The sequence below is a fragment of the Paraburkholderia sediminicola genome (genome assembly GCF_046026675.1).
Taxonomy (GTDB): Bacteria; Pseudomonadota; Gammaproteobacteria; order Burkholderiales; family Burkholderiaceae; genus Paraburkholderia; species Paraburkholderia sediminicola_F.
In genome coordinates, this window is the sequence record NZ_JAQQEY010000001.1 from 3,230,709 (window position 1) to 3,256,528 (window position 25,820).

A 25,820-nucleotide genomic window follows, 5' to 3' on the forward strand; every position below is an offset into this window, starting at 1 on the left:
GCGACATTTATTCATTCTTATCTTTATCTGGTCTGCTTGCGGCCACATTCCCGCGCGATGGCGCCTGCGCCGCGATCATTGCTTCGCTTGACGGACGCATTGCAAGGCGACGCCATGGCGATCAAAAAAAGGGGTGTTCCTGACACAAGCGCCTGCACTCGCGGGACGAACTGCCTCACGTATTGAGCTTCGCGACGGCGGCCTGCACCGCAGCCAAACTCAGGCTCACGAGCGTGGCCGGCGTCGACAGATCGAGCGGATTGCCCGACGAGGTCAGCAGTGCCGCGATTGCGGTAGTCAGCGCGGTGACGTTGGCGATTGCCTGTGCATTACCGCGAGGCAAGGCCGCAAGTACGGATACGAGCGGTGCGGCCTGGCCCGTCGCGTCGACCAAAACCAGCACCGGCGAAGGCGACCGCAGTAGCAATACAAGTCCGAGCCAATAATCGACGCATAATCAGAGAAACCCCGAGGCGTTGTTTTTATGCGAGGCAGTAGGACTAGTCCGGATCAGGTCCCGCTTTCATATTACGAATGTCGGCAGGCACGGAGAAATCTTTAGTAATTTTTAGAAAGTATTTTCTTTCATTTTATTTACACTGAACTCGCCCACCAGAGTCTTTCATTCAAAACGCCACATATCGCCATTAATTGTGACGAGAAGCTGAAGCATTTCAATAAACAGGATTCTTCAACTAGTCAGGTGCAATGGTGGTGCGAATGCGCGCTGCGTTTACTGCTTGCGACGTGCCATGGCTTTCACGTTGATTCTCGCCGGAGCTGTATTAGAACAGCACTAAAATATCCATTTCGCATAATTCCGGTGCGAGTGCCGCCAATGGGATCTACCGGACAGGTAATTCAACCGTCGGTTCTGCGGAGACAACAGCGCGTCGCGTCACGCTCACTGCAAGACTGGACGCGCTGGACACCGAGGCCAGCGAAATCCGGCGGCGTCAGGTCGCCGACGACCTGATCACGACCCAGCGTGACATGTTGCTGTGTGAACAGCATCCACCTGCTGCCGCCATTCTGGAGTGCCGATTCGTCGACGCTAGCTTCCCGAATGCTCCGCCATACATCCGCTGAGCCGCGCATAGGCCGCCTGTAGCCCGACCAGCTTGGCCTTGAACACCTCGTTACCAGCGAGCGAAACCGAAAGGTTGTTCGTGTCCGCTTTTTCCTTGAGCACCGACATGATTTGCACGGCAACCATGAGCGTGCCATGTGGCGTATTCCCAATGGTGGTCTGCAGGGCGGGCCAGTTGAACGCGCCGTCATTCCCATGAACAGCGAGCGTCACGCGCTGCGTCGAGTGAGGAGTCTTTGGAATACGCGGACTTTCGAACCACAACATCCCGGACCCTGTCTTTGCCATTTCTGCGTCCATTGGACCATGAATTGAATAGGTTCCATTGGTGGTCACGAAACTGACTGAACATTGGAAGCCGTCATTCCCTGGATCGCGCACCAGGACCCAATAGTAGTCATCTCCCTTATCGAAAAGCTCGTGGGAGACCGCTCCATTGGCGCTCAGGCTGGCGTCTTCGGAAGCGGCCCGAGCCACTGCCGCGCCCGAGAGCAAGGCAGCCGTGGCCAAAGCGATAGAAAGAGCCGTCAGGACAGTCCGTACATTCGACATGGGTAACACCTGTCATAAAAGGAATGCAACATTGGCCAATTGAAATGCCTCCTGCGCGAAGCCGCTGGCGCCTCGTCGTCATCGCGTCGAAGACGCAATGCAGCCGCTAACAATGCTCCATGGAAGGGAGTCACCCAACCCGGGTGGGGGACACGGAAACATCTTCGGGGGCCCCGCCAGGGCCGCCCGTCAGGCCCGCCCCTGCGATCCAGTGCGACGGCCTACATCCCGACGATACTTCGCACTATGGGCAGGGCACCAATCCGACCGTGCTCCCATAGTTGACCGAGCACATGTGCTGTTCAGGCGGTGCTGGCGGTCGATAATTCGGCGACATACGCTTCTGGATTTCGGCGCCCTCCGCAGCCTGCTGGTCAGCTTGCCACTGAGCATCGTGCTCAAATCTTCGGCGGATTTCTGCCTTTCCCTCAGGTGTCTTGTTATAAGCTTCAGCTGCCGCTTGCGACTTCTGCAGTTGAAGGTGATAGAGCTGTACCTCTTCGGGCGTCATTGTGTATTTGCTCTGGGGCAATGTACAGCCGCTCATCATCGCCAGTGCCAACAGCGCGCCTGTCAGTACCTTCCGTTTACCTGAAGACATTGTAAGTTCCCCTTAAACGTTGCCATTTATTACGCCGTCCCGAAGGCGCGCGCCGCGTATCGTGCCCCCACCCGCGCCAACCAACCTGCCGGTGCGCGGATCAAATGATCCTAATCGTTCTACTCTGTGGTCAAGTTGTGATCGGGCATATTTGCATTGGCTTTGCATCGCACATTCTCGAAACCGAGTCGCAAGCGTTGAATCGAGGCCGCGGGAGAAGTAGTTGACGAACGCCGCAAGCGAGCGGTTATTGGATGGGTGGGATGCTGACGGTGGCGGGCAGGTGCAGTGCGACGTTCCTAGGCAGCAGATTGTCAATGCGGTTGGCCGCGTGACCGGCAATACGCTTGATGACGCAGTGCAGATAGGTTTCGGGATCGAGGCCGTTCAGGCGTGCCGAGCCGATCAGGCTATACACGGCTGCAGCGCGCTCGCCGCCAGTGTCGAAGCCGGCGAACAGATAATTGCGGCGCCCCAGGGCTACTCCGCGGAGGGCACGCTCGGCAATGAGGTTATCTATCGCTGCTCGCCCATCCGTGCAGCAGTAGTCGAGCGCCGGCCAGCAGTTCAGGGCGTACTGAATCGCTTTGGTCGTGTCGGACTTCGCCGGGAGCCTGGCACGCGTGGCGTCGAACCACCGTCTCAGGTCATCGAGCAGTGGCACCGCTCGCATCCATCGCTCAGACATGCTGTTCACGATCCTGTTGTTGTACTGCTGCCGACCGCCCTTGCGTTTCCACGCCGCCAGTGCGACCTTAGCGAGTCTCCTGATCATTTTCTGTTTCCGGTTGGTTCGGTTCACAACGTCGAATGGCAGGCACTCACATTCCTTGCGGTACCGGCTGGAATCCAGGCGACGCGAAGCCGCCTTCCCTGGTGCCGCTCAATGTGGCGCCGCTGCAGGTCCATGCGAAGCGCTCGTACGTATAGTTCGTCATGATCCAGTGATTGCCGATCGCATCGCCGCCCGGCGCACGAATCTCCCAGCCCACCTCGACGTTGTAGTGCGCTTCGTCGCGTCCGTTGCTCGCGACGCCTTGGGTATCGACCTTCTTCTCGCGCGTAGCACTGTCTTTGAACGGTTGAGGACCGTCTTTCGCGCCGGTCATGTGTTCCGCGTACATTTGGCGCAGTTTCTCCACGCACGCGTCGAAACTGGCGAACGATTGGGCAGGCATGGGCATCGGCGGTACATGGCCGCTCGCCTGGACCGACGACGCGAACAGCGTCGCGAGGGTCAACGACAATAATCTTGCGTCCGACGACTTCATGATGATGTCTCCTCTTCGAGCGTCAAAGACCGACTTCGCGCACGTCGAGCTTCGACATCGGAATCGCGGACTCCATCACGATCTTCAACGCGTTGCCGGGTGTGATCGTCTCCTTCGTCATATCCATGGCTCGCTGTACTGCGAGTCCATAAGCGATATGCCAGTCGTCGAAACGGTTGCCGCAATACTTGCCGACATTCGGTTGCAGTATCGGCCAGAAGGTCTGAATGAATTCGACCGGCAAGTTCCCCGCGCGCTCACCAGGATAACGGGGAACACCGAATCCGCCACTGGCGCAGGTTTTCGTTACATGCACGAAAATTTCGTCGAGCTCCGGAAGCTCGCCGCCCAGATGCTGCACCTGTCCCGCTCCCAGCGACCAGATCGAGTACGAACTCTCCGCCAGCGGCGCGTTGAGCTCGTCGCCGAAATAGAAAACCCGTCCCTGCTCGTTCTTCATGAAGTGAAACGGCAGGGGTTCGTTGCGCTGGTCATACGCCGCGCGAATACCCATCTGGCAGGAGAAGCCGGCGAGCGCGCCAAGCCCCGTGAACAGCGATTCGACATTCACACCCCGCTCGGTCTTCAGCAGCTCCATGAACCGGTGAAACACTTCCTGACCCGCGATCTTCGCGCCGATCAGCGGATCGTCGGCCTGCATTGCCGCGATGGTGCGCAACATCGCGGTCATGGCCGGATGTTCCCGCTCGTGCGGTTGCGCGTCCGCTTTGTCGGCGTACTGGTTCTCTGTCAACATGATTCTCCCCACCAAAGACCCAAGTCGACGGCGTCGACGCTCGCGCCCTGGTCGATTCACCGCAGGCGTGCCCCGCGGCTTTTCCGTTCAATGCATCATTTGCCGCTTTGCTTCGCGACTTGTGCCGGGGGATAGTGGCTGTCCGTGAGGCACACGCGCAACCAGTCGAGGACGGCGCCGGCATCAGCGTCCGTGTCCAATTGTGGCCAGTTTTGCGACGAAGCAGTACGCCCCGGCGACTGGGCAGGATGCCGATTCCACTGCGCGGCGGGATCGTCAGGATTACCCGCATCGGGACACTGACCGGCGTCGGCCTCGCCATCGCCGCATACGGCGACTTCTTCGAGCTTGCCTCGCACGACTTTCGCAACCGACTGCACCTGCGAGACATGCCCGCTCGCCCAATCGTCCTGCACCATGCACACCCGATCCAGATTCTGATAGCGGCGCACGCCAAAGCATCCATAGGAGAGCGTGCCGCCACCAGGCAGGAAATCGCAGTTCATATCGAAACCCGCAAAGGCCCCGCCCGTAAATTGACCGAGGAACTTTCGCTGCGCCGACGCCAGTTCGATCAGGTGAGGCAAAGCCGGATTGGCATGCGACGTTTCCGTCAACTCCGCGGTCCGAGATCGCATGGCCTGAAGCAGAGATTGCGCTAGAGCGCCTTTATCCGGCGCGCCGGGGACATCCATCGTGCCGTCGAAACCTTTGTCGCGCGCGCTAATCCAGCGCTTTTGACTGCGGACCAGCATGACCTGGATTTCCGTGTCGCTTCCGGCTTTGGCGAGGATTTTCACGTACGCCTCCTCGCCCTCTTCAAGCTGACTCTCACGATAATCGCCCCACGCATCCCACATGTGACGCGCGTCGTGAAAGCGTGACGAACCCGCGTTCAACGGCTTGTTGTCAAGGCCCACTCCGCCCAATGGAATTTCCGTGCAATCGGGTAGGGGATGAATTCCTGAGACGATCAGACAACCCTCCAGGGGCGTCCAGTATTCTCGTGCGAAGTAGTCGAGCAGCGTTGCTCGCAGTTGGGCAGCCGCGGCGATGCGTGCCTGTTCGGTGGGAGGCGTAGACATGCGATAACGTTTATGGATATTTGGTCTCTGGCGAGTTATCCCGCCTTGGTCTGGCAATTCTATCCCGCTCTGGCCGCTCGAGATCTATTGCCGCGCCGAGACGGCAAAAAGCGCCAGATCCTTGCGAGTCCTGGCGCCGGGTGATTACACAGATTTCGCCGCTTGGAAATTGATACCCGCCTGTTCCAGCATCCACATTTCGATTTTTGTGTGCCACATCCGGAGCAGATCCAGCGGCCGACGTCGATAGTGTTTCTCGGCAATGGCTGACGGTTTATGCCCCCTGGATCTGCGGCACGACGCCAACCGGCACCTCACATCATTCAGACAACGTCCCGAACGAGCGGCGACGGTCACGCAACGTCACGCGCGAGAATCCGCCGTAGCAAGCCGCCTTGTTGTGCGAGACGCGCTTGACGCCGCAGTTAACGACCTCGCTCACACGTCCGCTCAAGTTGCAGCTAAATACCAACCTGTGCTGGATGAGGTAGTAGACATCATCACGGCGGTCGAGTCCACCACGCGCAGGTTTCGGGAGGTCTGCGGCAGGAGCAATCGTATTGTCCGTGAAAACCTACACCGGGCCTACATGAAACATTTATCGACGAGCAGTCGCGCGAAGAAACAGCGCAACACGTTGATTTTGTTGGTACGGCAGGAGGGACTCGAACCCCCCACCCTCGGCTTAGAAGGCCGATGCTCTATCCAGCTGAGCTACTGCCGTATTGACGTGAGGCGATGCAAACACAAACGTGAACAACCTGCATCGCCCGCAATGAGAACCCGTAACGGGCATTGGAACCTGTGCTGTATGACTGCCACAGGGTTCATGGGATACCGAAATTCTAACTGACCGGGCCGAGGACTGTGGAAATCCGGTCCGGCGCACAGCAACCCTGATCGGCAATCACCAAACAGCATCACAAAACAAACGGGCCCGGCGCGTTGAGCCGGGCCCGGATTATAACCGATCGCTTCTTACCCGCCAGTCGCAAACCGGCACTTAGCGGGCTGTAACGGGCATGTCGAGCATAATCAGACCGGCTGCGGATGCAGCATGAACCAGCCGAGGAACACGATCCCCGCGATCACGCAGTACACGCCGAACGAAGCCAGACGTCCACGACCTTCGAAATAACGCATCAGGAAACGCACGCTGAGATACGCGGCGATTGCGGTCAGTACGCCGCCGAGCAATGCATCGGCGAGCTGGTCTGGCGCATGGAACAGTTTCGGCAATTCGAGCACGCCGGCCGCGAAGATGATCGGCGTGCCGAGCAGGAAGGAGAACTCGGCGGCCTTCTCGGTCGTCAGGCCGGCCGCATTACCGGCGATCATCGTCAGACCGCTGCGCGAGAAGCCCGGAATCAACGCGCCGATCTGCGCGAGACCAACGAAAAACGCCTGGCGGAAGGTCAGCTTCTCCGGCGCCTGATGCGCGCGCGAACGTTGCAGGCGATCACCGAACCACAGCAGCACGCCATTCACGATCAGCGCGATTGCGACAATGCGCAGATCGTGAAAAATCAGCTCGAGACGTTTCTCAAGAATCAGCCCGACGAGGCCCGCCGGAATCGTGCCGATGATGAGCGCCCACATCATGTGCGCGTCGTCGTTGCGACGGCCGCCGAACGAAGCGAAGAAGCCACGCACCAGCGCGCACCAGCGCTTGCGGAAGTACCACAGCAACGCGAATGCTGTACCGAGGTGCAACGCGACGAGGAACGGCAGCAGTTGCGGCGCATGCTTGTCGATATGCATGCCGAAGAGGCCAGGCACGAGCAACGTGTGGCCAAGGCTGCTGACCGGGAACAGTTCGGTGACGCCTTGCAGCACGCTCAGGAAAATCAGAAACGACAGGTTCACGCGGCGGTCCTTGTAAGGAAAATGTCGGGGAACAGCGCGCCGCACAAGGAAATCGACGGCGCGTCAAAAGCGCACCGATTATGCCTGGCTGCAAAGTCAGCGCCAAGCGTTTGAACCGCTTTCGGGGAAATATTGATGCGCTGCGTCACAACTGGAAACCGTTGTTACGTCGCGGCAAAAGAAACAGAGCGCCGCCGGTGGTCGCCCTGCGATCATGAGAAATTCAATGTACTGACGCGCGAGACTCGTACTAAACCGTCGTACCAGGTCCGCATTGACGGCCCGGCAGAACGCGACGCAGATGGCTGGATCAGCGCTCGAGCTTGTAGAAAAAGTAGACCGTGCTTGCCGCAAACATGCCGAACAGCGCCACACCCATTGCCATTGCGAGATCCATAAAGCCTCCTGAGCCGATCTCGCCCGGTCGTTGAAGTGGCCGGGCAGTCAGTGGATTATCGACAAGGATAGTGCTTCCCGGCCACCCGCAATTTCCCGAGAAGGGTTTCCCCGTAGCGCAAAGCAGCGCAAAATCGTTGCTTCGCGAACCGTCATGCGGCGCCGTTCGACCGTTCACACCCCGCGTTCGAGCCGCGCTCAACTCACGTTTGAACCGCACCCAACCTTTATCAACCAGCCCATCGACCATGCCCCTCTCCCCGCAACAGGACATTCTCGAGATCGCCCAGGACGCCTCCGTGCTCCGTTTCTCGCCGCAAGCCGGCGGCCGTCTTTTGTCGTGGATCATCGACGGCGAAGAGGTCATTCACTGGCCCGAGAACGCCGACTGGAGCCAGCCTGCCAGGATTCGCGGCGGCAACCCACTGCTGTTTCCGTTTCTGGGCCGGCATCGCGTCGACGGCAAGATCGGCTTCTGGCGTGACGCACAAGGCACGGTGCGCGAATTGCCGATGCATGGTTTCGCACGCGACCTGCCCTTCGAATCCCACGCCGACGTACACGGCGCCGGCTTGCGCATGACCCTCGCCGACAGCGACGCGACGCGCAGCGGCTACCCGTTCGGCTTCCGTTTCGAAGCGGCGTACCGGCTCGTCGATACGCATACGCTGGAAGTCACGCTAAGCACCGCCAATACCGACGACACGCGCTTGCCCTATTACGCCGGCCATCACTTCTATTTCACGCTGCCGCATACGCAGCGCGCCGAGACCTCGTTGGAGCTGCCGCCCACCGAACGGTGCTACCAGCAGAGCGACGGCTCGATCAGCGCGACCGAGCCAGGCGCCGCCCGCTACACGCTCGACGAGGCGCGCATTCTCGATCGCTTCCATTGTCTCGTCGGTGCGCCTGACCAACCCGTGCGTCTCGTCGCGCCCGGTCTGAACCGGCTCATCACGATCGATCTGCAACGGCCGGACTCGGTGCCCTGGTACGCGGTCACGACATGGACCGAAGCCGCTGAGTCAGACTTTTACTGCGTCGAGCCATGGCTGGGTCTGCCGGATGCGATCCACAACGGCCTGGGACTGCGCTGGCTCGAACCGGGACAAACCGAGACGGCCACACTGCGTATCAACGTCAGCAAGCTGCGCTGATGGCAGGTTTTCCCCTCATCGGGACGTAACGGGTTACGCGGCTTTTCGCCGCGTTCCCGCCGTACGCGCCCGCCTCTGCGTCCGTTTTTCGGATGCTGCAGCGCAAAACCGTTAGAATCGGACGCTTTGCATCTACCTGCCGCGTGATCGGGATCGGCGCGTGGCAGCGCTTTGCGAGGTCCAATGCTTAACACAACAAGAATGAAACGGTTCGCCTGCGCGTCGTTGCTAGCGGTGCTTGCCGCCTGCGGGTCCGCTCCGGTGGGGCTAGGCTTTTACCGCGTCGAACGGGGCGATACGCTATCGAAGATCGCGCGCAGCAACCGGCAACCGGTGCAAAACATCGTGCGCTGGAACAACCTGACCAACCCGGACAGCATCGAGGTCGGACAGGTGCTGCGTGTCGCGCCACCGGGCAATGTGGCGTCCACAGGTGGTGCCGCGCGTAGCAGCGGTGCAGGAAGCGCGAGCGCTTCGGCGGCGCCACGGCCGGCACCCGCCGATAGCGCGCCGCCATCCGCGCCGGCTTCGGCGATCTCGCTGATCTGGCCCGTTGACGGCACGGTGATCCGACGCTTCGACGGCGCCAATTCGAAGGGCATCGATATTTCGGCGGCGGCGGGCACCCCGGTGGTTGCCGCGGCGTCCGGCACAGTGGTCTATGCGGGTAACGGCTTGCGCGGTTACGGCAACCTGCTGATCCTCAAACACAACGCCGACTATCTGACGGCCTACGCACACAACCGCGTGCTGCTGGTGAAGGAAGGCCAGTCGGTCGCCCGCGGCGACAAGATCGCCGAAATGGGCGACACCGACACCGACCGTGTCATGCTGCACTTCGAACTGCGCTATCAGGGCCGCTCGATCGACCCCTCGCGGGCACTGCCGGCGCGCTAGCCGCCCGGCTTCAGGCACGCGCCCTGCAGCAGCAGTCGAGGGAACCGCGCGTGCTATAAAACGCCCAACCCTATGTATGACGCGGCTTTGCGCCGCGTCCCCCCTGTCATTTGTAAGGAATCTGCAATGAAGAGCGCACTGGCGTCCTTAACAACGGCCGCGGCGATCGGCCTCGGCCTGCTGGCGCTCGGCAGCCTCGGCGGCTGTTCCAGCACCACCACCATGACTTACCTGCCAAGCGGCGATACGGGCTTTGCGATCAACTGCAGCGGCAGTGACGCGAGCTCAAGTTGGGCCGAGTGCTACAAACGCGCGGGCGAGGTCTGCGGCAACTACGGCTACGACGTCGTTTCGAAGGACGTCGACAACGGCGCGACCTCGGGTGGCTCGGTCGGTGGAATTTTCGGTGCGAACGTCAAGAACCGGTCGATGGTGGTTCGCTGCAAGCAGTAGAAGCAAACTGGCAAGGCAATAACGCAGGCGCAGAGCCGCTCGAGTTGGTGGCAGCGCCAGCGGCGGCCAGAGCGCGGATCGACGCGTGCGGCGAACGCGAGCAGCGCGCCGAGCGCAATCGCCCACAAAAAAAAGCCCGGCACGAGGCCGGGCTAACGGGGGTTCGGCGCATATCGGCAAAGGACCGGTTCACCATGCGCCAGAAGGAAATCTAACAACCCCCTTTTACAAGCGCAATCTATTAATTGCATGCTCAATGTGACGCGGCGTACGGAGTCCGCATTACGTGAAGAGAAAATGTCGGAAATAAACGAGGTAAATAGCCTTGCTTGCCCCGTATGAAACCTCATAAACGCGGCAAGTCAAAGTCGCGCGCGTGGTTCATCAAGCCTTATAAATCAAGCACCTACCCACCCGCTACCGGTAAAGCCTGACGAAAGCCCGTGAGTCGATTCCCGTGAGCCCCGCCCAGCATGATCCGGACGCTTTATGTATTGCGAACCTTTAGTGCGCCAACGCACCATACTGGTGTAATAGCGATTATTGAGAGACGCTAATAAGCAATCGCGTTTCTTCATAACAAATTCGCGAATAGCGAATACATTAAAAATCTTCAAATCCACTGACAAATTGCGAGCTTCAAATCGACCGTCGTTAATGAATCAATAGATTGGATGATAAGCACAGGCTTTGATCCATTCAAGCTGGCCGAATGGCTAAAATCGGCCAGCTTGCAGCGCGATCACATGACTCGCAGGCCCAGTTCGGTCACGAGCACCGCTGCCTGCTGATGCGAAATCGTCGCGCCCTTGAACAGCGCCGCATCGACGAGCCGCACGCCGCTCAGATCCGCCTCGCGCAGGTCCGCGCCGTCAAAGCGCGCGCCTTTCAGATGGGCATCCTTCAAACTGCCGCCGTCGAAGATCGCCTCGCGAAAATCGACGCCGGCCAGATCGGCGTCGGAGAAATCGAGTTGCTGGAGAGTGGCCTTGCGAAACGACAGGCCACGCAAATGCGCGCCCACCAGCAAGGTCTCGACGAAGCTCAAACCGAGCGCCGTACAGGCTTCGAAATTGGCGCCCGTCAGCTTGCAGCTGTGAAACAACGCCGAGGCAAGCTTGGTGCGCCGCCAGCTGGTGTTGTTCAGGTCGCTTGACTGGAACACCGCGTCGACCAGATCGGCCGACGCGAAATCCGCCTGGCGGCCGCGGCAACGAACCCAGCGCGTGTGCGACAGCATCGCGCCGAAAAACGACGTCTCGACGATCGTGCAGCGATGAAACTCAGCGCCGCGCAAATCGAGTCGCGACAGATCGGCCCCTTCGAAATCGCAGTCGGTGAAATGGAGTGGATCTTTATTCCCCGCCAGGCTCGTAGCAATGAGGCGCTCCACGTCGGTGCGCGTAAGTGTGGCATCGGCCACCACATGAGCTTGCGCGCCCGCAGCGCGCGCCGTTGAATCCAGTGACATGAAGGTTCAGAATGAATTTTGCCGAAAGACCTCAAGCGTACCGGAACGCGCGCCGCCCTGGCGATCCGCGCCGATGGTTTATAGTAACGGCCCCGTCAGACCCCGCTTACGATGACTTCCAACGACGCCACTCATAGCCCGCTGTACGCCCAGCTGCTCGCCGAAACCGCCAAAATCGGCTGGACCGAACTCGAACGCTTTTTCGCGCGCGGCATGCTGCTGCGCGTCGCACGCGACCTCGATCTGGTAAGCGTCGCCGAAGCCATCGCCAGCGACGACACCACGCAGGTCACGCAATGGCTGTCTTCCGGCCTTGTCGAGCGCGTGCAGGCGGAAACCGCCGCCGATCTCGCCGCGCGCGATCCAGATCTGTGGGCAGTGGTCGTCTCGCCATGGGTGTGCGTACAGGAACGTAATTGAGCGACCCCGCGCACGCCCCGAAGGAAGTCCCCTCGGGGAACGGCGCGAGCGCGACGGCCCCCGCCGTCCTGGTGCGCTGGCACCGCCGGGTGCTGACGCTGGCGTTTCCAATCGTCCTCGCCAATCTCACCCAGCCGATTCTCGGCGCAGTCGACACCGCCGTCGCCGGCCATCTGGACGGCGCGTCCTATCTTGGCGGCGTCGCGCTCGGCGGCCTGTTCTTCAACTTCGTGTTCTGGGGCTTCGGCTTCCTGCGCATGGGCACCACCGGCCTCGTCGCGCAGGCGCACGGCGCGGGGGATCACGCCGAGTTGCGCAACAACGTCGTACGTGCGTTGTTGCTGGCGGCGGCGATCGGCGCCGCGGTGCTTCTGTTCCAAGCGCCACTGATCGATTACGCATTGCGCGTGATCGGCGGCAGCGACGCGGTGCAGCGCCATGCGCAAATCTACTGCCACGCGCGCATCTGGGCCGCGCCACTCGCGCTCGGCAACTACGTGGTGCTCGGCTGGCTGCTCGGTACACAGCAGGTGCGGCTCGCGCTGCTGTCGCAAGTGTTCATCAACAGCGTGAACATCGCGGCGGTGCTGTTGTACGTGTACGTATTCGATTGGGGCGTGGCCGGCATCGGCGCGGCCACCGCCACCGCCGACGCGCTCGGCTTCGTACTCGGCGCCGCGTTGTTATGGCACGGCCGGCCGCGCGGTTTGCCGGCATTGAACCGCGCTACCCTCTTCGACGCCGCCACCCTCAAGCGCCTGGTGGTACTGAATCGCGATATCTTCGTACGCACGCTCTGTCTGCTGTCGTCGTTCGGCTGGTTCGCGCATCTCGGCGCGAAGCAAGGTGACGCCACGCTCGCCGCCAACGCGCTGCTGCTCAATTTTCAGACCTTTATGGCTTATGGACTCGACGGCTTCGCTCACGCGGCCGAAGCGCTGGTAGGCGCTGCGATCGGCGCGCGCGACCGGCACGCTTTCGTGCAGGCCATTAAGGTGACGGCGCTGTGGTCCGCACTCGGTGCGCTGGGCTTCTCGCTGGTGTACTGGGGCGCGGGCTCATGGATAATCGAAGGTCTGACCAATCAGGCCATCGTACGCGCCACGGCCGAGACTTATCTGCCTTGGGCCGCGCTCTTACCGGTGATCTCAGTGTGGGGCTTTCTGCTCGACGGCGTGTTCATCGGGGCCACTCGCACGCATGAACTGATGACGTCGATGGTGGTCTCGTTCGCAGTGTTCGTGGCGGCCTCGTGGGCCTTGCTGGCGCTGTATGGCAATCACGGCTTGTGGGCCGCGATGCTGATCTTCATGGCCGCGCGCGGTGTCACGCTCGCGCGTTTGTTGCCTGGTGTCGTGCGAGGCATGGCGGGGGCGGCGGTCTGAACGACAACGCAGCACACGGTTACGGCTTGAAACAAGCGCACACATATCACGCGTGCACCTCGCCCTAGAATAACTGCAGCCCGCGCCGTCCGCGCGAATAGTCTGCGCGGGTCAGAAGCGCCGGCGTGCCCGCGCCGGTGCTTCGCTTTCGTTCACTGCAAGCGCTCAGGGAGTGGGCGCCATGACAGGCGGACGGTCGTCGGTAGGCACGCCGTGGTAGTCGACGGGATCTTTTGGCGGCGGGCCGCCATGGTGGCCGGAAGGATCGTTGGCACAGCCGGCGAGCCCGGCAGCCAGCATCAACACAATCAACAAAACGCGGTTCATAGACTCTCGAAACAGAATGACAATAACGGCAACGAAGCGCCGAGAGTCTACCTGCAATTCGCATTCGACGATGTCGCGGCAGGCCGCGCCCCTCCTGCCGCACCTGCCATTTTGTTACGCGTGTCCTACTATAGAGGCACAGCTGCGTGTCATAGGAGACTGCCATGGACGCTGAATCGATCGCAGGTCTGATCGGACTTGCAATAGGCCTGCTCGTGCTGCTCGCCCTGTCGATTTTCGAATCGAGAACCTACCGGCGCGAACATGACGGCGAAGGCATGCTGCATCACTGGGTCACGCACCAGCACATGCCACACTGGATGCGTCGTCGGCACTGAGCGCAGCGCACTGCACGAAGCGGACGCGCCGACCATCCATAGCGCAATTCTCGCGCTTGCAGCGTGGCAAGATCGCCGCAACGACCTTGCCACCGCAGACCGTCTGACACCTTTTTTCACCCCGGCGCAATTCGTGATTGACTCTGGCACCCAATGCCACGTAGAATCTCGGATTCGTCGGAGCGTAGCGCAGCCTGGTAGCGCATCTGATTTGGGATCAGAGGGTCGAAGGTTCGAATCCTTTCGCTCCGACCACGAAAAGCAATACGAAACCCGCGTAGCCTTCGGCTTCGCGGGTTTTTGCTTTCTGGGCATCAGAAACTCATGCGAACTGATGTGACCATTCGGCGCGCGCCACCGCCTTGCGCCCTCACAAGCTCGCATGCGACAGTGATCGAAAACCCGGCGCTGTTATCTACGCCGCAACCAGAGTCAAGGAGACAAGCATGAATCTGATCCTCTGGCGTCACGCCGAAGCCGAAGATTTCGCCGCTAGCGATCTCGCCCGCGCGCTCACCACGCGGGGCCGCAAACAGGCGCAAAACGTCGCCAAGTGGCTGCGCACCCGCCTGCCCGACGACGCAGTGGTCCTCGCGAGTCCTGCGGTGCGCACCATCCAGACCGCGGAAACCTTGAGCGACCAGTACCGCGTGGTGCGGGAACTCGCGCCTAACGCCAGTGCGGACGATGTGCTCGAAGCCGCCGGCTGGTCAAAAGGCATCGCACCCACTGTCGTGATCGTCGGCCATCAACCGACGCTCGGCCACGTTGCAGCACGTTTGCTCGGCAACAGCGGAGCGAGTTGGCCGCTGAAGAAAGCCGGCCTGTGGTGGATCGAAAGCCGTGAGCGCGACGGCGACGACCAGGCCGTGCTGCGCGCGGCGATGAGTCCCGATCTGATCTGAGCTGAACTGATGAGGTCGCGCAACCTGGTATTCGAAGAGACCCGGCTGCGCCCACCAGTCCCACCGGTCGCGCGGAAACAACACATGACCTGCCCGGCCCACGACATTACAAGCCGCGCGCACGCAGCTTACGGGCAGTCATCCAATCGTCACGGCTTTGCCATGCGAGCGTCACCAGGCGTTACTACATTGGCGAAAAAAGAAATCTCCCTTTTTTCGACCAGGACGCCACATGCGAGAACTGCCGACGCCCACCCTGCCCCTGGCTTCGATCTTCGAAACGCGTCGCCTGCCGCGCGCCGAAGAGACAGTCACCGCCCAGCATCGCCTGCAAGTGACGTGGGCACGCACCGACGAGCAACTGCGCGAGGCCCAGCGTCTGCGCTACCGAGTATTCGCCGATGAAATGGGCGCCCGTCTGACGGGTCCGGCGGGCCTCGACGTCGATGTGTTCGATTCATACTGCGATCACCTGCTGGTGCGCGATCTCGACACGCTGAAGGTGGTCGGCACCTATCGCGCGCTGCCGCCGCATCAGGCCGCCCGTATCGGACGCCTGTATGCCGAAAGCGAATTCGACGTGTCACGTCTCACGCACCTGCGCGCGAAGATGGTCGAAGTGGGCCGCTCATGCGTGCACCCCGACTATCGCAGCGGCTCGGTGATCATGTCGTTGTGGGCAGGGCTCGCCGCCTACATGAAGCACAACGGCTACGAGACGATGCTCGGCTGCGCGAGTGTCGCGATGGTCGACGGTGGCCACTACGCAGCGAATCTTTACTGCTCGCTGCGCGACAACGCGATGACGGCGCCGGAATATCGCGCGTTCCCGCACACGCCGCTGCCGGTGGAAGAATTGCAAACGGGCGCCGATGTCGCGCCGCCGCCACTGGTGAAGGGCTATCTGCGCCTCGGTGCGAAGATTTGCGGCGCACCGGCCTGGGATCCCGATTTCAACACGGCCGACTTTCTGACGCTGTTGCGTCTGACAGATATCAACGCGCGTTACGCGCGGCACTTCCTCGGCGACGCAACGCCGCGCTGAGCGGCACATGGCGAACCGCCCGGCACAGTCAGCCGGTGGCTGAAACTGAAGCGCAGAAAAAAGCCCGGCTAATCGGCCGGGCTTTTTCATTTACACCGCAAGATTCTCAATCGTCCGTGTAAACCACGCGATAGGGAATGCCGACCTTCTCCCACTCCGCGGCTTCCTGGATCAGGCTGTAATCCGTCAGCGGATTGTTAGCCACCCACTGGTTCGGCAAACGTACTTCGTAACCGCCGTTGGCCTGCGCGACCGCGATACCCGGCAAGCCGACATCCGCACGCCGGCGGCACAGCAGCGCCGCGAGCCGCAGACAGAACAGCAGCGGCCATTCCACTTCACGCGTTTGTGACAGCTTGCCGAGTTTCCCCGCGTGGCCGAGCACCAGCGCGGCGAGCCGCGCCTGGTCGGTGCGCGAAAAACCCGGCATGTCGGCGTTGCTGGCGATATAGGCGGAATGCTTGTGATAGGCGCTGTGCGAAATCGACAGTCCGATTTCGTGCAAGGCCGCAGCCCAGCCGAGGAACATGCGGTTCTCGGCGCGGCGCTCTTCGTCCGGTTCGGCAAACTGGTCGTAAAAGCGCACCGCGAGTTCGCCGATACGCCCGGCCTGCGCGCGGTCCACACCGTAACGGCGCATGAAGCCTTCCACCGTCACTGTGCGCATGTCCTCGTGCTGCGAACGGCCCAGCAAGTCGTACAGCACGCCGAGGCGCAGCGCACCATCTGTTGTATCGACGTAATCGACGCCGAGTTCGTCGAAAACCGCGATCATGATCGACAGGCCGCCGGCCAGCACCGGAATGCGATCGCCCTTCAACGCGACCAGCTTCAGACGATTGACGTTTTCCGCCTTGATCAGCGCGCGCTTGAGGCGCTCCAGCCCACCGCGCGAGATGCCGTGCGTGACGCCCGCATCGTTGAAGCCATTGGCCTCGACCAGTTCGGCGAGCGCCCGCGCGGTGCCGGACGAGCCAATCGCCTGTTCCCAGCCGGTTTTCTTGTATTCGGCGGAAATGATCTGAATTTCACGGCTCGCGGCGAGTTCGGCCTGGCGCATCGTGTATTCGTCGATATTGCCCGCCGGAAAAAATGCGCGGCTGTGGCTCACGCAGCCGATATACAGGCTCTCCATCTTGATCGGCGTGTAGTGCGAACCGATGATGAATTCCGTCGAGCCGCCGCCGATATCTACCACGAGACGCTTGCCCGCGCTCGCGGGCACGGAGTGTGCCGCCCCTGCATAAATCAGGCGCGCTTCTTCACGCCCAGCGATCACTTCGATCGGAAAACCGAGCGCGGCTTGTGCCTCGCCGAGAAACTCGCCCGCGTTCTTGGCGATGCGCAACGTATTGGTGGCGACGGCGCGCACATGATCGGGATGAAAGTCGCGCAGCCGCTCGCCGAAGCGCTTGAGTGCGTCCCAGCCGCGCACTTGCGAGGCGCGGTCGAGCATCTTGTCGCGCGACAGGCCGGCGGCAAGGCGCACCGGCTCACGCAAGGCGTCGACCTGATAGATCTGGCTGCCCGCGTCGGTTTCCTCGACCCGGCCCACGATCAGCCGGAAGCTGTTCGAGCCGAGATCGACGGCAGCAAGGAGTTGTGGAGTAGTGACCATCGAGTAAGCGGACTCCATGCGCGCGAGCGCGGCGGCGGTGGATGCGAAGGCTGCCGGATGCCCACCGGATGCCTTGGGCGCCTTGTGGCCGGCCGCGCTGTTCAAAGACGCCATTCTAAGCGTACCGGACCTCACGATGTCGCCTCGCAGTAATGGGGGTGCCCTATGGTCCCACACGCACTGCGTCATAATTACGACACGCAATGAATACGGCGTAGAATTTATAACATTCGAGAATGTCATAACAACGTCATCATACTGTGAGAATTTCCGAGCGTCTTTACGTCTCCCTTCCTGACATTCCATTCTCGCTGCCGATGTCCATCCGCTACCCATTATTGAATCGCGAGCTGGGCATTCTGGGTTTCAACGAGCGTGTGTTGGCACAAGCTGCCGACCCAGCCGTCCCTTTGCTCGAACGCTTGCGCTTCATCTGCATCACCAGTAGCAACCTCGACGAATTCTTCGAAGTCCGCATGGCCGGACTGCAGGAACAGATGCGCGACAACCCGGGCGCACTGTCGCCGGACGGCATGTCGCTGCAGCACGTGTACGACCTCGTGGTCGAGCGCGCGCAGAGGCTCGTGCATCGCCAGTACACCATGCTGCACGACACGGTGCTCACCGCGCTCGAGGCAGAAGGCATCTATTTTCATGGCACCGAAGCGTGGAACGAGGCGCAGACCGAATGGGCGCGCAATTACTTCTTCGACGAACTGCTGCCGGTGCTCACGCCGATCGGCCTCGATCCGGCTCACCCGTTTCCGCGCGTGCTCAACAAGAGCCTGAACTTCGTCGTCGAACTCGAAGGCAAAGATGCGTTCGGCCGCCAGGCGATGATGGGCATCGTGCAGGCGCCGCGTGCCTTGCCCCGGCTCGTGCGCATGCCGCAGGAGCTGTCAGGCTATCCGCATGGTTTCGTGCTGCTGAGCTCGTTGCTGCAGCGCTTTGTCGGCGAGCTGTTCCCGAACCTGGTGGTGCGTACCTGCAATCAGTTTCGCATCACACGCAATAGCGAACTGTTCGTCGACGAAGACGAAATCACCAATCTGCGTGTCGCGTTGCAGGGCGAACTGCCGGCACGGCATCTGGGCAACGCTGTGCGGCTCGAAGTGTCGGCGGAAACGCCCTCGCATGTCGTGCGGCGCCTGCTCGACGAAAGCGGCCTCACCACCAAGGATTGCTATTTCGCCGATGGCCCCGTCAATCTGGTCCGGCTGATGCAATTGCCGGAGATGGTGGACCGGCCCGACCTGAAATTCGTTCCGCATATTCCGGCGATTCCGCCGCAAATCGCGAACAGCACCAGCATGTTCGACGTGATCGATCAGGGCGACGTGCTGCTGCATCACCCTTATGAGAGCTTTCAACCGGTGCTCGAGTTGCTGCTGCAGGCAGCTAAAGACCCGAACGTGATGGCCATCAAGCAGACCATCTATCGCACCGGCACCGACTCGCCGCTGATGGACGCGCTGATGCAGGCGGCGCGCAATGGCAAGGAAGTGACGGTGGTGGTCGAACTGCTCGCGCGCTTCGACGAAGAAACCAACATCAACTGGGCGTCGCAGCTAGAAGCGGTGGGCGCGCACGTCGTGTACGGCGTGGTGGGCCACAAGTGCCACGCGAAGATGATGCTGATCGTGCGGCGTGTGTCGTCAGGCGGCAGGACCACGCTCAAGCGTTACGTGCACCTGGGCACCGGCAACTATCACCCGCGCACCGCGCGTCTTTACACCGACTTCGCCCTGATGACGGCCGATCAGAAGATTTGCGAAGACGTGCACCACGTGTTCCAGCAACTGACCGGCATCGGTGGTGAACTGTCGCTTCACGAGTTGTGGCAGTCGCCGTTCACGCTGCATCCGAAACTGGTCGAGGCGATTCGTGCGGAAGCCGAGCATGCTCGTGCCGGCAAGAAGGCGCGCATTGTCGCGAAGATGAACGCGCTGCTCGAACCGACCGTGATTGCCGAGCTGTACGAAGCGTCACAGGCGGGCGTGAAGATCGATCTGATCGTGCGCGGCGTATGTTCGTTGCAGCCGGGTGTGCCTGGCCTGTCGGAGAACATCACGGTGCGTTCGATCGTCGGGCGCTTTCTCGAGCATCACCGCATCTTCTACTTCTACGACGGCGGCAAGGAACAGGTGTATCTGTCGAGCGCCGACTGGATGGATCGCAACTTCTTCCGCCGTGTGGAAGTGGCATTTCCGGTCAACAACCGTCGTTTGAAGCGGCGTGTGATCGCCGAAGGGCTGTCGGCATTCCTCGGCGACAACCAATCCGCGTGGCTGATGCAAAGCGACGGCCACTATCGGCGCCGCCGGCCGGGCAAATCCTCGCGCAATGCGCAGATGAGCCTGCTGGGGAAATTCTGTTCGTGAGTTCGTGATCGTCTGATCGCGTTTGCGCGCCGCGGAAGCAAGCGGCGCTGCGCACGAAAAAAGCCCGCCTTGTTTCGTTCCAGGCGGGCTTTTTCAGGCCAACGTTTTCAAACCGGCGCCGGTTGCCGACGCGCCGTGCGAAACACCGGGAAACGCACGGTGAACGTGCTGCCACGTCCCTCTTCGCTCTTCACGTCGAGCTGTGCATCGTGCCGTTGCAGCACATGTTTGACGATGGCGAGCCCGAGGCCCGTCCCACCCGTATCGCGCGAGCGGCTGCGGTCGACACGATAGAAGCGCTCGGTCAGACGTGGAATGTCCGCGGCTGGAATCCCCAAGCCGCTGTCCGTGACCGAAAACACCGCACTGCCGCCGTTTGCCTGCCAACTCACCTTGATCGCACCGCCGTCCGGCGTATAGCGGATCGCATTGGTCACGAGGTTGCCAAGCGCGCTGAGAATCTCCGTTTCCACACCGGTTACCGTGAGCCCTTCGTCGGCGTCAAACACGATCTTGTGATGGTCGCTCGACAGGCTTTGCGCGTCGTCCCGCAGATGCCGCAGCACCGCACGCATATCGATCATCTGATCGCTCGGCGGCTTGTTGTCGCCTTCGAGCTTCGCGAGCACCAGCAAGTCGTTGACGATATGGCGCATGCGCGAGGCCTGCTGCTCCATCAGTTCGAGGTAGCGCCCACGCTCGGCTTCGCTTAGCGGCAGTTCTCGCATCGTCTCGAGAAAACCCGACAATACGGTCAACGGTGTTTTCAATTCATGCGACACGTTAGCGACGAAGTCGCGCCGCATCGCGTCGGTACGTTCCAGCTCGGTGATGTCCTGCGACAGCACCAGCTTGCGATTCTCGCCATAAGGAAACACCTGCACCGACAGCACGTTCTGGCGCTTCTCGCCCATGCCGCGCATGATCAGCATCTGTTCGTAGCGTTGCGAATTCAGATAGCGCACGAAATCGGGCTGACGCACGAGATGCGTAATGTGCTGACGCAGATCACGTTTCGCATCGAGCCCGAAATGGAGTTCGGATATCGCATTGCACCACTCGATCTGATCGTGATCATCGAGCATTGCCACGCCGTTCGGCGACGCCTGGATCGCCTGGATGAAACGCGAATGCTGCTGCTCGACCTGGCGCACCTGCGCATGCCAGCGCTTCGCAAGCTTATGCAGACGGTAGTAGATTTCGCCCCAGATGCCCGGGGCGCTCGGCACTTCGCCGTAGACCGGCGCGTCGAGCAGGCGCCACAAACGCTGCTTGTGGAAGGTACTAAAGAGGCTCTGCGCGAGCAGCATGACGATCGCGAGGACCAGCCCTGCCTTGACGTTCAGAAGTGCGCCGACCACCACGCACAGAACAGCCAGCAGCACGACCGACACGATGGAGCGCGCCCAGATGATGTTCATGTTCTAGCGATCGAAGAGAAAACCGTTCACGCCGGGATCTGAAATCGCGGCGCCTAACGTAACCGATGTGGCCTATGCGGCGTATGTGACCTCCATAACGCGTGTGGCTCAAGCACCGCCACTCGCGCTACCGCAAAGTCAGGCGCTCTTCGCGAGCCGGTAGCCGCTGCCGCGTACCGTCTCAATCATAGCATCGCACCCGGCCGGCTTCAGTGCCGCACGCAGACGCTTGATGTGCACATCCACCGTGCGCTCTTCGACGAACACGTGGTCGCCCCACACCTGATCGAGCAGTTGCGTGCGGCTATGCACGCGCTCCGGGTGCGTCATGAAGAAGTGCAGCAGACGGAACTCGGTCGGGCCAAGATCGAGCTTGATCTCGCTGCCTTCGGCGTGCGCAGCGACGCGGTGCGTTGCCGGATCGAGCTTCAGACCGTTGATCGCAACCAGGTCTTCGGTCAACTGCGGCGCGCGGCGGCGCAACACCGCCTTGATGCGCGCCATCAGTTCCTTCGGCGAAAACGGTTTGGTGACGTAGTCGTCGGCACCGATTTCGAGGCCGAGCACCTTGTCCTGCTCATCGCCACGTGCGGTCAGCATGATGATCGGAATGTGCTTGGTGCGCTCGTTGTTGCGCAGATCGCGAGCGAACGCGATGCCCGACTTGCCCGGCAACATCCAGTCGAGCAGCACGAGGTCGGGCAATACATCGCTGATCAGGTTCTGCGCCTGCTCCGCGTTGTACGCGCGAATCGGGCAGTGCCCGGCGTGTTGAAGATTCACCGAAATCAGTTCGGAAATGGCGGGCTCATCTTCAATGACGAGAATGCTGCTGGGCATCGGCACCTCTGGTCCTTATAACTGATTAACTGAGTGCTTCGCGTTCGAGCGCGTCGCGCGACTTGTGCCGCACGTCGGTGCCCTTGACGATGTAGATGATGAATTCAGCGATGTTTTTCGCGTGGTCGCCGATCCGTTCGATCGCCTTGGCGATGAACAGAAAATCGAGGCCCACCGAAATCGAACGCGGATCTTCAGTCATGTATGAAATCAGCTTGCGAACGAAAGCGCGGAATTCTTCGTCGATCGCCTTGTCGTCACGCATGATCTGCGCGGCGGCGACGGTGTCCAGACGCGCAAAGGCGTCCAGCGCGCGGCGCAGGATCGACACCGCCATTTCGCCCGACAATTTGATCTCGGCGATATTGATGCTGCGCGAAGCGCCGTCTTCCATCAGACGCTTGGTGCGTTTGGCGATTTTTTCGGCTTCGTCGCCGGCGCGCTCGAGATTCGTGATGGTCTTCGAAATCGCGATCAGGAGGCGCAAGTCGCGCGCGGCCGGCTGACGGCGCGCGATGATGTTGCTGCACTCTTCGTCGATCTCGACTTCCATCGTGTTCAGACGGTCTTCAGCGGCGATCACCTGCTCGCATACATCGAGGTCGAAGTTGTTGAGCGCGATCATCGCGTTGACGATCTGCGACTCGACCAGGCCGCCCATTTCGAGCACCTTCGAGGAAACGAGGTTCAGGTCGGCGTCGAACTGGCTGGACAGATGTTTATCGGACATGTCGTACTCCGTTGTTTTGCGCGGCGGCTTAGCCGAAGCGGCCAGTGATGTAGTCCTCGGTTTCCTTGCGGACCGGCTTGATGAAGATCTTTTCGGTGTCGCCGAATTCGATCAGTTCACCGAGGTACATATAGGCAGTGTAGTCCGAACAGCGTGCGGCCTGTTGCATGTTGTGAGTCACGATCACAACCGTGTAATCGCTTTTCAGTTCGGCGATCAGTTCTTCGATTCGGCCGGTGGAAATCGGGTCGAGTGCGGAACACGGCTCGTCGAGCAGCAACACTTCAGGACGGATCGCAATACCGCGCGCGATACACAGACGTTGTTGCTGGCCGCCGGACAAACCGTAGCCGCTCTGGCCCAATTTATCCTTGACTTCGTTCCACAGTGCGGCCTTGGTCAGCGCCCACTCCACGCGGTCGTCCATTTCCGAGCGCGGCAGCGTTTCGAACATCTTCACGCCGAATGCGATGTTGTCGTAGATCGACATCGGAAACGGCGTCGGCTTCTGGAACACCATGCCGATCCGCGCGCGCAGCAGCGAAATATCGCGCTTGGAGGTCAGCAGGTTTTCGCCGTCCATCAGGATCTCGCCTTCGGCGCGTTGCTCAGGATAGAGCGCGTACATCTTGTTGAGCGTGCGCAGCAACGTAGACTTGCCGCAACCCGACGGGCCGATGAAGGCGGTCACCTTGCCTTCGGGAATCCGAAGATTGATGTTCTTCAGCGCGTGATACTTGCCGTAGAAAAAGTTCAGGTCGTTGATTTCGATCTTCGGACGCGACGGGGCTTGCGCCTGGCCGCTTTGGGCGGGATCGAAACCGGCGGGCGCCGTCGGACGCACGGTCGGATTGAGTTGAGTTTCTGCCATATTCATCGGATTACACTCCGCCCTTACTTATTCGAAAAGATCGTGCGCGCGAGGATGTTCAGTCCCAGCACCGCAAGCGTGATCAGGAAGACACCGGCCCACGCGAGCGATTGCCACTGCGCAAACGGGCTCATCGCGAACTTGTAGATCGTGACCGGCAGGTTCGCAACCGGCTGGTCCATATTCAGCGAGAAGAATTGATTCGACAACGCCGTGAACAGCAGCGGTGCGGTTTCGCCGGCAATCCGCGCGACGCCAAGCAGGACGCCCGTGATAATGCCCGCGATCGACGCCTTCAGCGTGATCGACATCACCATCTTCCACTTCGGCGTGCCGAGTGCGAAAGCGGCTTCGCGCAGCGCATTCGGCACCAGCTTCAGCATGTTTTCGGTGGTGCGGATCACGATCGGAATCTGCAGCAGCGCGAGCGCGAACACGCCGGCCCAACCGCTGAAGTGGCCCATCTTCGCCACGACGAGCGCGTAGACGAACAGACCGACGACGATGGACGGCGCCGACAACAGGATGTCGTTGATGAAACGCGTGAGACTGGCGAGCCAGCCCTTCTGACCGTACTCGGCGAGATATACGCCTGCCAGAATGCCGATCGGCGTGCCGACAAAAGTTGCGAGCGCAACCAGCATTACGCTGCCGACGATCGCGTTGGCAAGACCACCGCCATCGGTGTTCGGTGGCGGCGTGGATTGCGTGAACAATTCGACCGACAGGCCGCCGATGCCAAGGCGCAGGGTCGTATAGAGAATCCACACCAGCCACAGCAGGCCGAACGCCATGGCCGCGAGCGACATTGTCAGCGCAACCGCATTCTTCGCGCGGCGGCGGCCTTGCAGACGCACGCGCATCGCTTCGAGCGCGACGGCGTCGTTCGAACCTGGCATATTCAAAGTGGGCTGGCTCATTTCGCGCCCTCCCCTTTTTCGAGGCGAAGCAGCATGATTTTCGAAATCGCCAGTACCACGAAGGTAATCACAAACAGGATCAACCCGAGTTCCATCAGCGCGGACGTATGCAGGCCCGGATCCGCTTCCGCGAATTCGTTGGCGAGCGCCGAAGTAATGCTGTTGCCCGGCGAAAACAGCGAAACGTTATCGAGCAGATTGGTGTTGCCGATCACGAAGGTCACCGCCATCGTCTCGCCAAGCGCGCGGCCGAGGCCGAGCATCACGCCGCCGATCACGCCGCTCTTGGTAAAGGGCAGCACGATCTTCCACATCACTTCCCAGGTCGTGCAGCCGATGCCGTACGCCGATTCCTTCAACAGGACCGGCGTGACTTCGAACACGTCACGCATCACCGAAGCGATATACGGAATGATCATGATCGCGAGAATCACACCCGCGCACAGAATGCCAATGCCGATCGGCGCGCCCTGAAACAACGCGCCGACGATAGGAATGCCGCCGAGGAGCGTGCCAAGCGGCTTTTCGAACCACGTCGCGAAGATCGGCGCGAACACCAGCAGACCCCACATGCCGTAGACGATCGACGGAATCGCGGCGAGCAGTTCGATGGCGATACCGAGCGGACGGCGCAGCCACGCGGGCGCGAGTTCGGTCAGGAAAAGCGCGATGCCGAAGCTGACGGGCACCGCGATGATGAGTGCAATGAGCGAGGTCGCGATCGTGCCGTAGATAGGCACCAATGCGCCGAATTGCTTGCTAGGTGGATCCCAGTCGGCGGTCCATAGGAACGCGAAGCCGAACTGCTTGATCGACGGCAGGGAAGCGACGATCAGCGAAACGATGATGCCGCCGAGCAGCAACAGGGTGACGATGGCGGCGAGACGGGCCAGGCCGCCGAAGATGACGTCGCCGACGCGGCTGGGCGCCTTCTGCTGGGACGTGCTGCCGGGCGGCGTCGATCTCGCCGCGCCAGGCGCTAATTGGATATCGGACATGAGAGCCTGATGGACCTGTTTCCAG

At 61.0% G+C, this 25,820-nt stretch carries 26 protein-coding genes, 2 tRNA genes and 2 pseudogenes; 10 read left to right on the top strand and 20 right to left on the bottom strand.

All coding sequences use genetic code 11. The features are described from left to right. Positions 1-175 precede the first annotated feature (175 nt). From PQQ86_RS13830 to PQQ86_RS13880, 11 genes and pseudogenes are all read right to left on the bottom strand, one after another. Positions 176-427 (bottom strand): hypothetical protein, encoded by a 252-nt coding sequence (locus PQQ86_RS13830; protein ID WP_408267614.1) that lies wholly within the window; start codon positions 425-427, stop codon positions 176-178. 627 nt (positions 428-1,054) lie between these two features. After that, on the bottom strand, positions 1,055-1,642 hold the full coding sequence (locus PQQ86_RS13835; RefSeq protein WP_408267617.1) for a hypothetical protein: 588 nt from the start codon (positions 1,640-1,642) through the stop codon (positions 1,055-1,057). Positions 1,643-1,886: 244 nt separating this feature from the next. After that, positions 1,887-2,243 carry a hypothetical protein gene (locus PQQ86_RS13840; RefSeq protein ID WP_408267620.1) on the bottom strand — a complete coding sequence of 119 codons (357 nt, stop codon included), beginning with the start codon at positions 2,241-2,243 and terminating at the stop codon, positions 1,887-1,889. Between the two features lie 247 nt (positions 2,244-2,490). Beyond that, a pseudogene (locus PQQ86_RS13845) lies at positions 2,491-2,928 on the bottom strand (IS66 family transposase); the annotation flags it as partial. Between the two features lie 136 nt (positions 2,929-3,064). After that, positions 3,065-3,514 carry a hypothetical protein gene (locus PQQ86_RS13850; RefSeq protein ID WP_408267623.1) on the bottom strand — a complete coding sequence of 150 codons (450 nt, stop codon included), beginning with the start codon at positions 3,512-3,514 and terminating at the stop codon, positions 3,065-3,067. 22 nt (positions 3,515-3,536) lie between these two features. Beyond that, on the bottom strand, positions 3,537-4,271 hold the full coding sequence (locus PQQ86_RS13855; protein ID WP_408267626.1) for a hypothetical protein: 735 nt from the start codon (positions 4,269-4,271) through the stop codon (positions 3,537-3,539). Positions 4,272-4,366: 95 nt separating this feature from the next. After that, positions 4,367-5,356, bottom strand: coding sequence for a hypothetical protein (locus PQQ86_RS13860; RefSeq protein WP_408267629.1), 990 nt, complete (start codon positions 5,354-5,356; stop codon positions 4,367-4,369). A gap of 144 nt (positions 5,357-5,500) precedes the next feature. Continuing rightward, a pseudogene (locus PQQ86_RS13865) lies at positions 5,501-5,768 on the bottom strand (preprotein translocase); the annotation flags it as partial. Between the two features lie 235 nt (positions 5,769-6,003). Continuing rightward, positions 6,004-6,080, bottom strand: a tRNA-Arg gene (locus PQQ86_RS13870). Positions 6,081-6,391: 311 nt separating this feature from the next. Next, complete coding sequence (locus tag PQQ86_RS13875; RefSeq protein ID WP_408267632.1) at positions 6,392-7,222, bottom strand: undecaprenyl-diphosphate phosphatase; 831 nt, start codon at positions 7,220-7,222, stop codon at positions 6,392-6,394. Between the two features lie 310 nt (positions 7,223-7,532). Further along, on the bottom strand, positions 7,533-7,868 hold the full coding sequence (locus PQQ86_RS13880) for a hypothetical protein (protein WP_408267635.1): 336 nt from the start codon (positions 7,866-7,868) through the stop codon (positions 7,533-7,535). Here PQQ86_RS13880 and PQQ86_RS13885 point away from each other — a divergent pair. From PQQ86_RS13885 to PQQ86_RS13895, 3 genes are all read left to right on the top strand, one after another. Beyond that, positions 7,867-8,775: an aldose epimerase family protein gene (locus tag PQQ86_RS13885; RefSeq protein WP_408267637.1), complete on the top strand. Its 909-nt coding sequence runs from the start codon at positions 7,867-7,869 to the stop codon at positions 8,773-8,775. The two genes, PQQ86_RS13880 and PQQ86_RS13885, sit on opposite strands and share 2 nt — an antisense overlap. Before the next feature lie 183 nt (positions 8,776-8,958). Continuing rightward, on the top strand, positions 8,959-9,672 hold the full coding sequence (locus PQQ86_RS13890; protein WP_408267639.1) for a peptidoglycan DD-metalloendopeptidase family protein: 714 nt from the start codon (positions 8,959-8,961) through the stop codon (positions 9,670-9,672). Between the two features lie 126 nt (positions 9,673-9,798). Further along, positions 9,799-10,125: a hypothetical protein gene (locus PQQ86_RS13895; protein ID WP_408267641.1), complete on the top strand. Its 327-nt coding sequence runs from the start codon at positions 9,799-9,801 to the stop codon at positions 10,123-10,125. Between the two features lie 742 nt (positions 10,126-10,867). Here PQQ86_RS13895 and PQQ86_RS13900 read toward each other — a convergent pair. Next, positions 10,868-11,596, bottom strand: coding sequence for a pentapeptide repeat-containing protein (locus PQQ86_RS13900; RefSeq protein WP_408267644.1), 729 nt, complete (start codon positions 11,594-11,596; stop codon positions 10,868-10,870). A gap of 111 nt (positions 11,597-11,707) precedes the next feature. On the opposite strand from PQQ86_RS13900, the gene PQQ86_RS13905 reads away from it, so the two are divergent. Both PQQ86_RS13905 and PQQ86_RS13910 read left to right on the top strand, forming a co-directional pair. Then, positions 11,708-12,016 carry a DUF2288 domain-containing protein gene (locus PQQ86_RS13905; RefSeq protein WP_408267646.1) on the top strand — a complete coding sequence of 103 codons (309 nt, stop codon included), beginning with the start codon at positions 11,708-11,710 and terminating at the stop codon, positions 12,014-12,016. Continuing rightward, positions 12,013-13,401 carry an MATE family efflux transporter gene (locus PQQ86_RS13910; protein ID WP_408267648.1) on the top strand — a complete coding sequence of 463 codons (1,389 nt, stop codon included), beginning with the start codon at positions 12,013-12,015 and terminating at the stop codon, positions 13,399-13,401. Before PQQ86_RS13905 ends, PQQ86_RS13910 begins: the two co-directional genes overlap by 4 nt. A gap of 165 nt (positions 13,402-13,566) precedes the next feature. On the opposite strand, the gene PQQ86_RS13915 is transcribed toward PQQ86_RS13910, so the two are convergent. Next, positions 13,567-13,728, bottom strand: a complete 162-nt coding sequence (locus PQQ86_RS13915) for a hypothetical protein (RefSeq protein ID WP_408267651.1) — start codon at positions 13,726-13,728, stop codon at positions 13,567-13,569. A 164-nt stretch (positions 13,729-13,892) separates the two neighbouring features. Here PQQ86_RS13915 and PQQ86_RS13920 point away from each other — a divergent pair, with 164 nt between their 5' ends. From PQQ86_RS13920 to PQQ86_RS13935, 4 genes are all read left to right on the top strand, one after another. Next, positions 13,893-14,066, top strand: a complete 174-nt coding sequence (locus PQQ86_RS13920; protein ID WP_175051169.1) for a hypothetical protein — start codon at positions 13,893-13,895, stop codon at positions 14,064-14,066. A 178-nt stretch (positions 14,067-14,244) separates the two neighbouring features. Continuing rightward, positions 14,245-14,321 (top strand) — tRNA-Pro (locus PQQ86_RS13925). A 191-nt stretch (positions 14,322-14,512) separates the two neighbouring features. Next, complete coding sequence (sixA, locus tag PQQ86_RS13930; protein WP_054036280.1) at positions 14,513-14,971, top strand: phosphohistidine phosphatase SixA; 459 nt, start codon at positions 14,513-14,515, stop codon at positions 14,969-14,971. A gap of 232 nt (positions 14,972-15,203) precedes the next feature. Further along, a complete protein-coding gene (locus PQQ86_RS13935; RefSeq protein WP_054036277.1) occupies positions 15,204-16,016 on the top strand; it encodes a GNAT family N-acetyltransferase in 813 nt (270 codons plus the stop codon). A 106-nt stretch (positions 16,017-16,122) separates the two neighbouring features. Here the strand turns inward: PQQ86_RS13935 and ppx are convergent, their stop codons facing one another. Beyond that, positions 16,123-17,748 (bottom strand): exopolyphosphatase, encoded by a 1,626-nt coding sequence (ppx, locus tag PQQ86_RS13940; protein ID WP_408267656.1) that lies wholly within the window; start codon positions 17,746-17,748, stop codon positions 16,123-16,125. A 203-nt stretch (positions 17,749-17,951) separates the two neighbouring features. Between ppx and ppk1 the strand changes: the two genes are divergently transcribed. Next, the gene (gene ppk1, locus PQQ86_RS13945) at positions 17,952-20,015 is read left to right on the top strand and encodes a polyphosphate kinase 1 (protein ID WP_097389974.1); all 2,064 of its coding nucleotides are present in this window, start codon (positions 17,952-17,954) and stop codon (positions 20,013-20,015) included. 107 nt (positions 20,016-20,122) lie between these two features. Here ppk1 and phoR read toward each other — a convergent pair whose 3' ends face one another. From phoR to pstC, 6 genes are all read right to left on the bottom strand, one after another. After that, positions 20,123-21,436 carry a phosphate regulon sensor histidine kinase PhoR gene (gene phoR, locus PQQ86_RS13950; protein WP_408267657.1) on the bottom strand — a complete coding sequence of 438 codons (1,314 nt, stop codon included), beginning with the start codon at positions 21,434-21,436 and terminating at the stop codon, positions 20,123-20,125. Positions 21,437-21,574: 138 nt separating this feature from the next. Beyond that, positions 21,575-22,276, bottom strand: coding sequence for a phosphate regulon transcriptional regulator PhoB (gene phoB / locus PQQ86_RS13955; RefSeq protein ID WP_028199153.1), 702 nt, complete (start codon positions 22,274-22,276; stop codon positions 21,575-21,577). Between the two features lie 25 nt (positions 22,277-22,301). Next, a complete protein-coding gene (gene phoU / locus PQQ86_RS13960) occupies positions 22,302-23,006 on the bottom strand; it encodes a phosphate signaling complex protein PhoU (RefSeq protein ID WP_054036271.1) in 705 nt (234 codons plus the stop codon). Positions 23,007-23,034: 28 nt separating this feature from the next. Then, positions 23,035-23,883 (bottom strand): phosphate ABC transporter ATP-binding protein PstB, encoded by an 849-nt coding sequence (gene pstB / locus PQQ86_RS13965; RefSeq protein ID WP_408267660.1) that lies wholly within the window; start codon positions 23,881-23,883, stop codon positions 23,035-23,037. Between the two features lie 17 nt (positions 23,884-23,900). Continuing rightward, positions 23,901-24,797, bottom strand: a complete 897-nt coding sequence (gene pstA / locus PQQ86_RS13970) for a phosphate ABC transporter permease PstA (protein ID WP_408267663.1) — start codon at positions 24,795-24,797, stop codon at positions 23,901-23,903. Next, positions 24,794-25,795 (bottom strand): phosphate ABC transporter permease PstC, encoded by a 1,002-nt coding sequence (pstC, locus tag PQQ86_RS13975; RefSeq protein ID WP_408267667.1) that lies wholly within the window; start codon positions 25,793-25,795, stop codon positions 24,794-24,796. Before pstC ends, pstA begins: the two co-directional genes overlap by 4 nt. Positions 25,796-25,820: the final 25 nt, after the last annotated feature.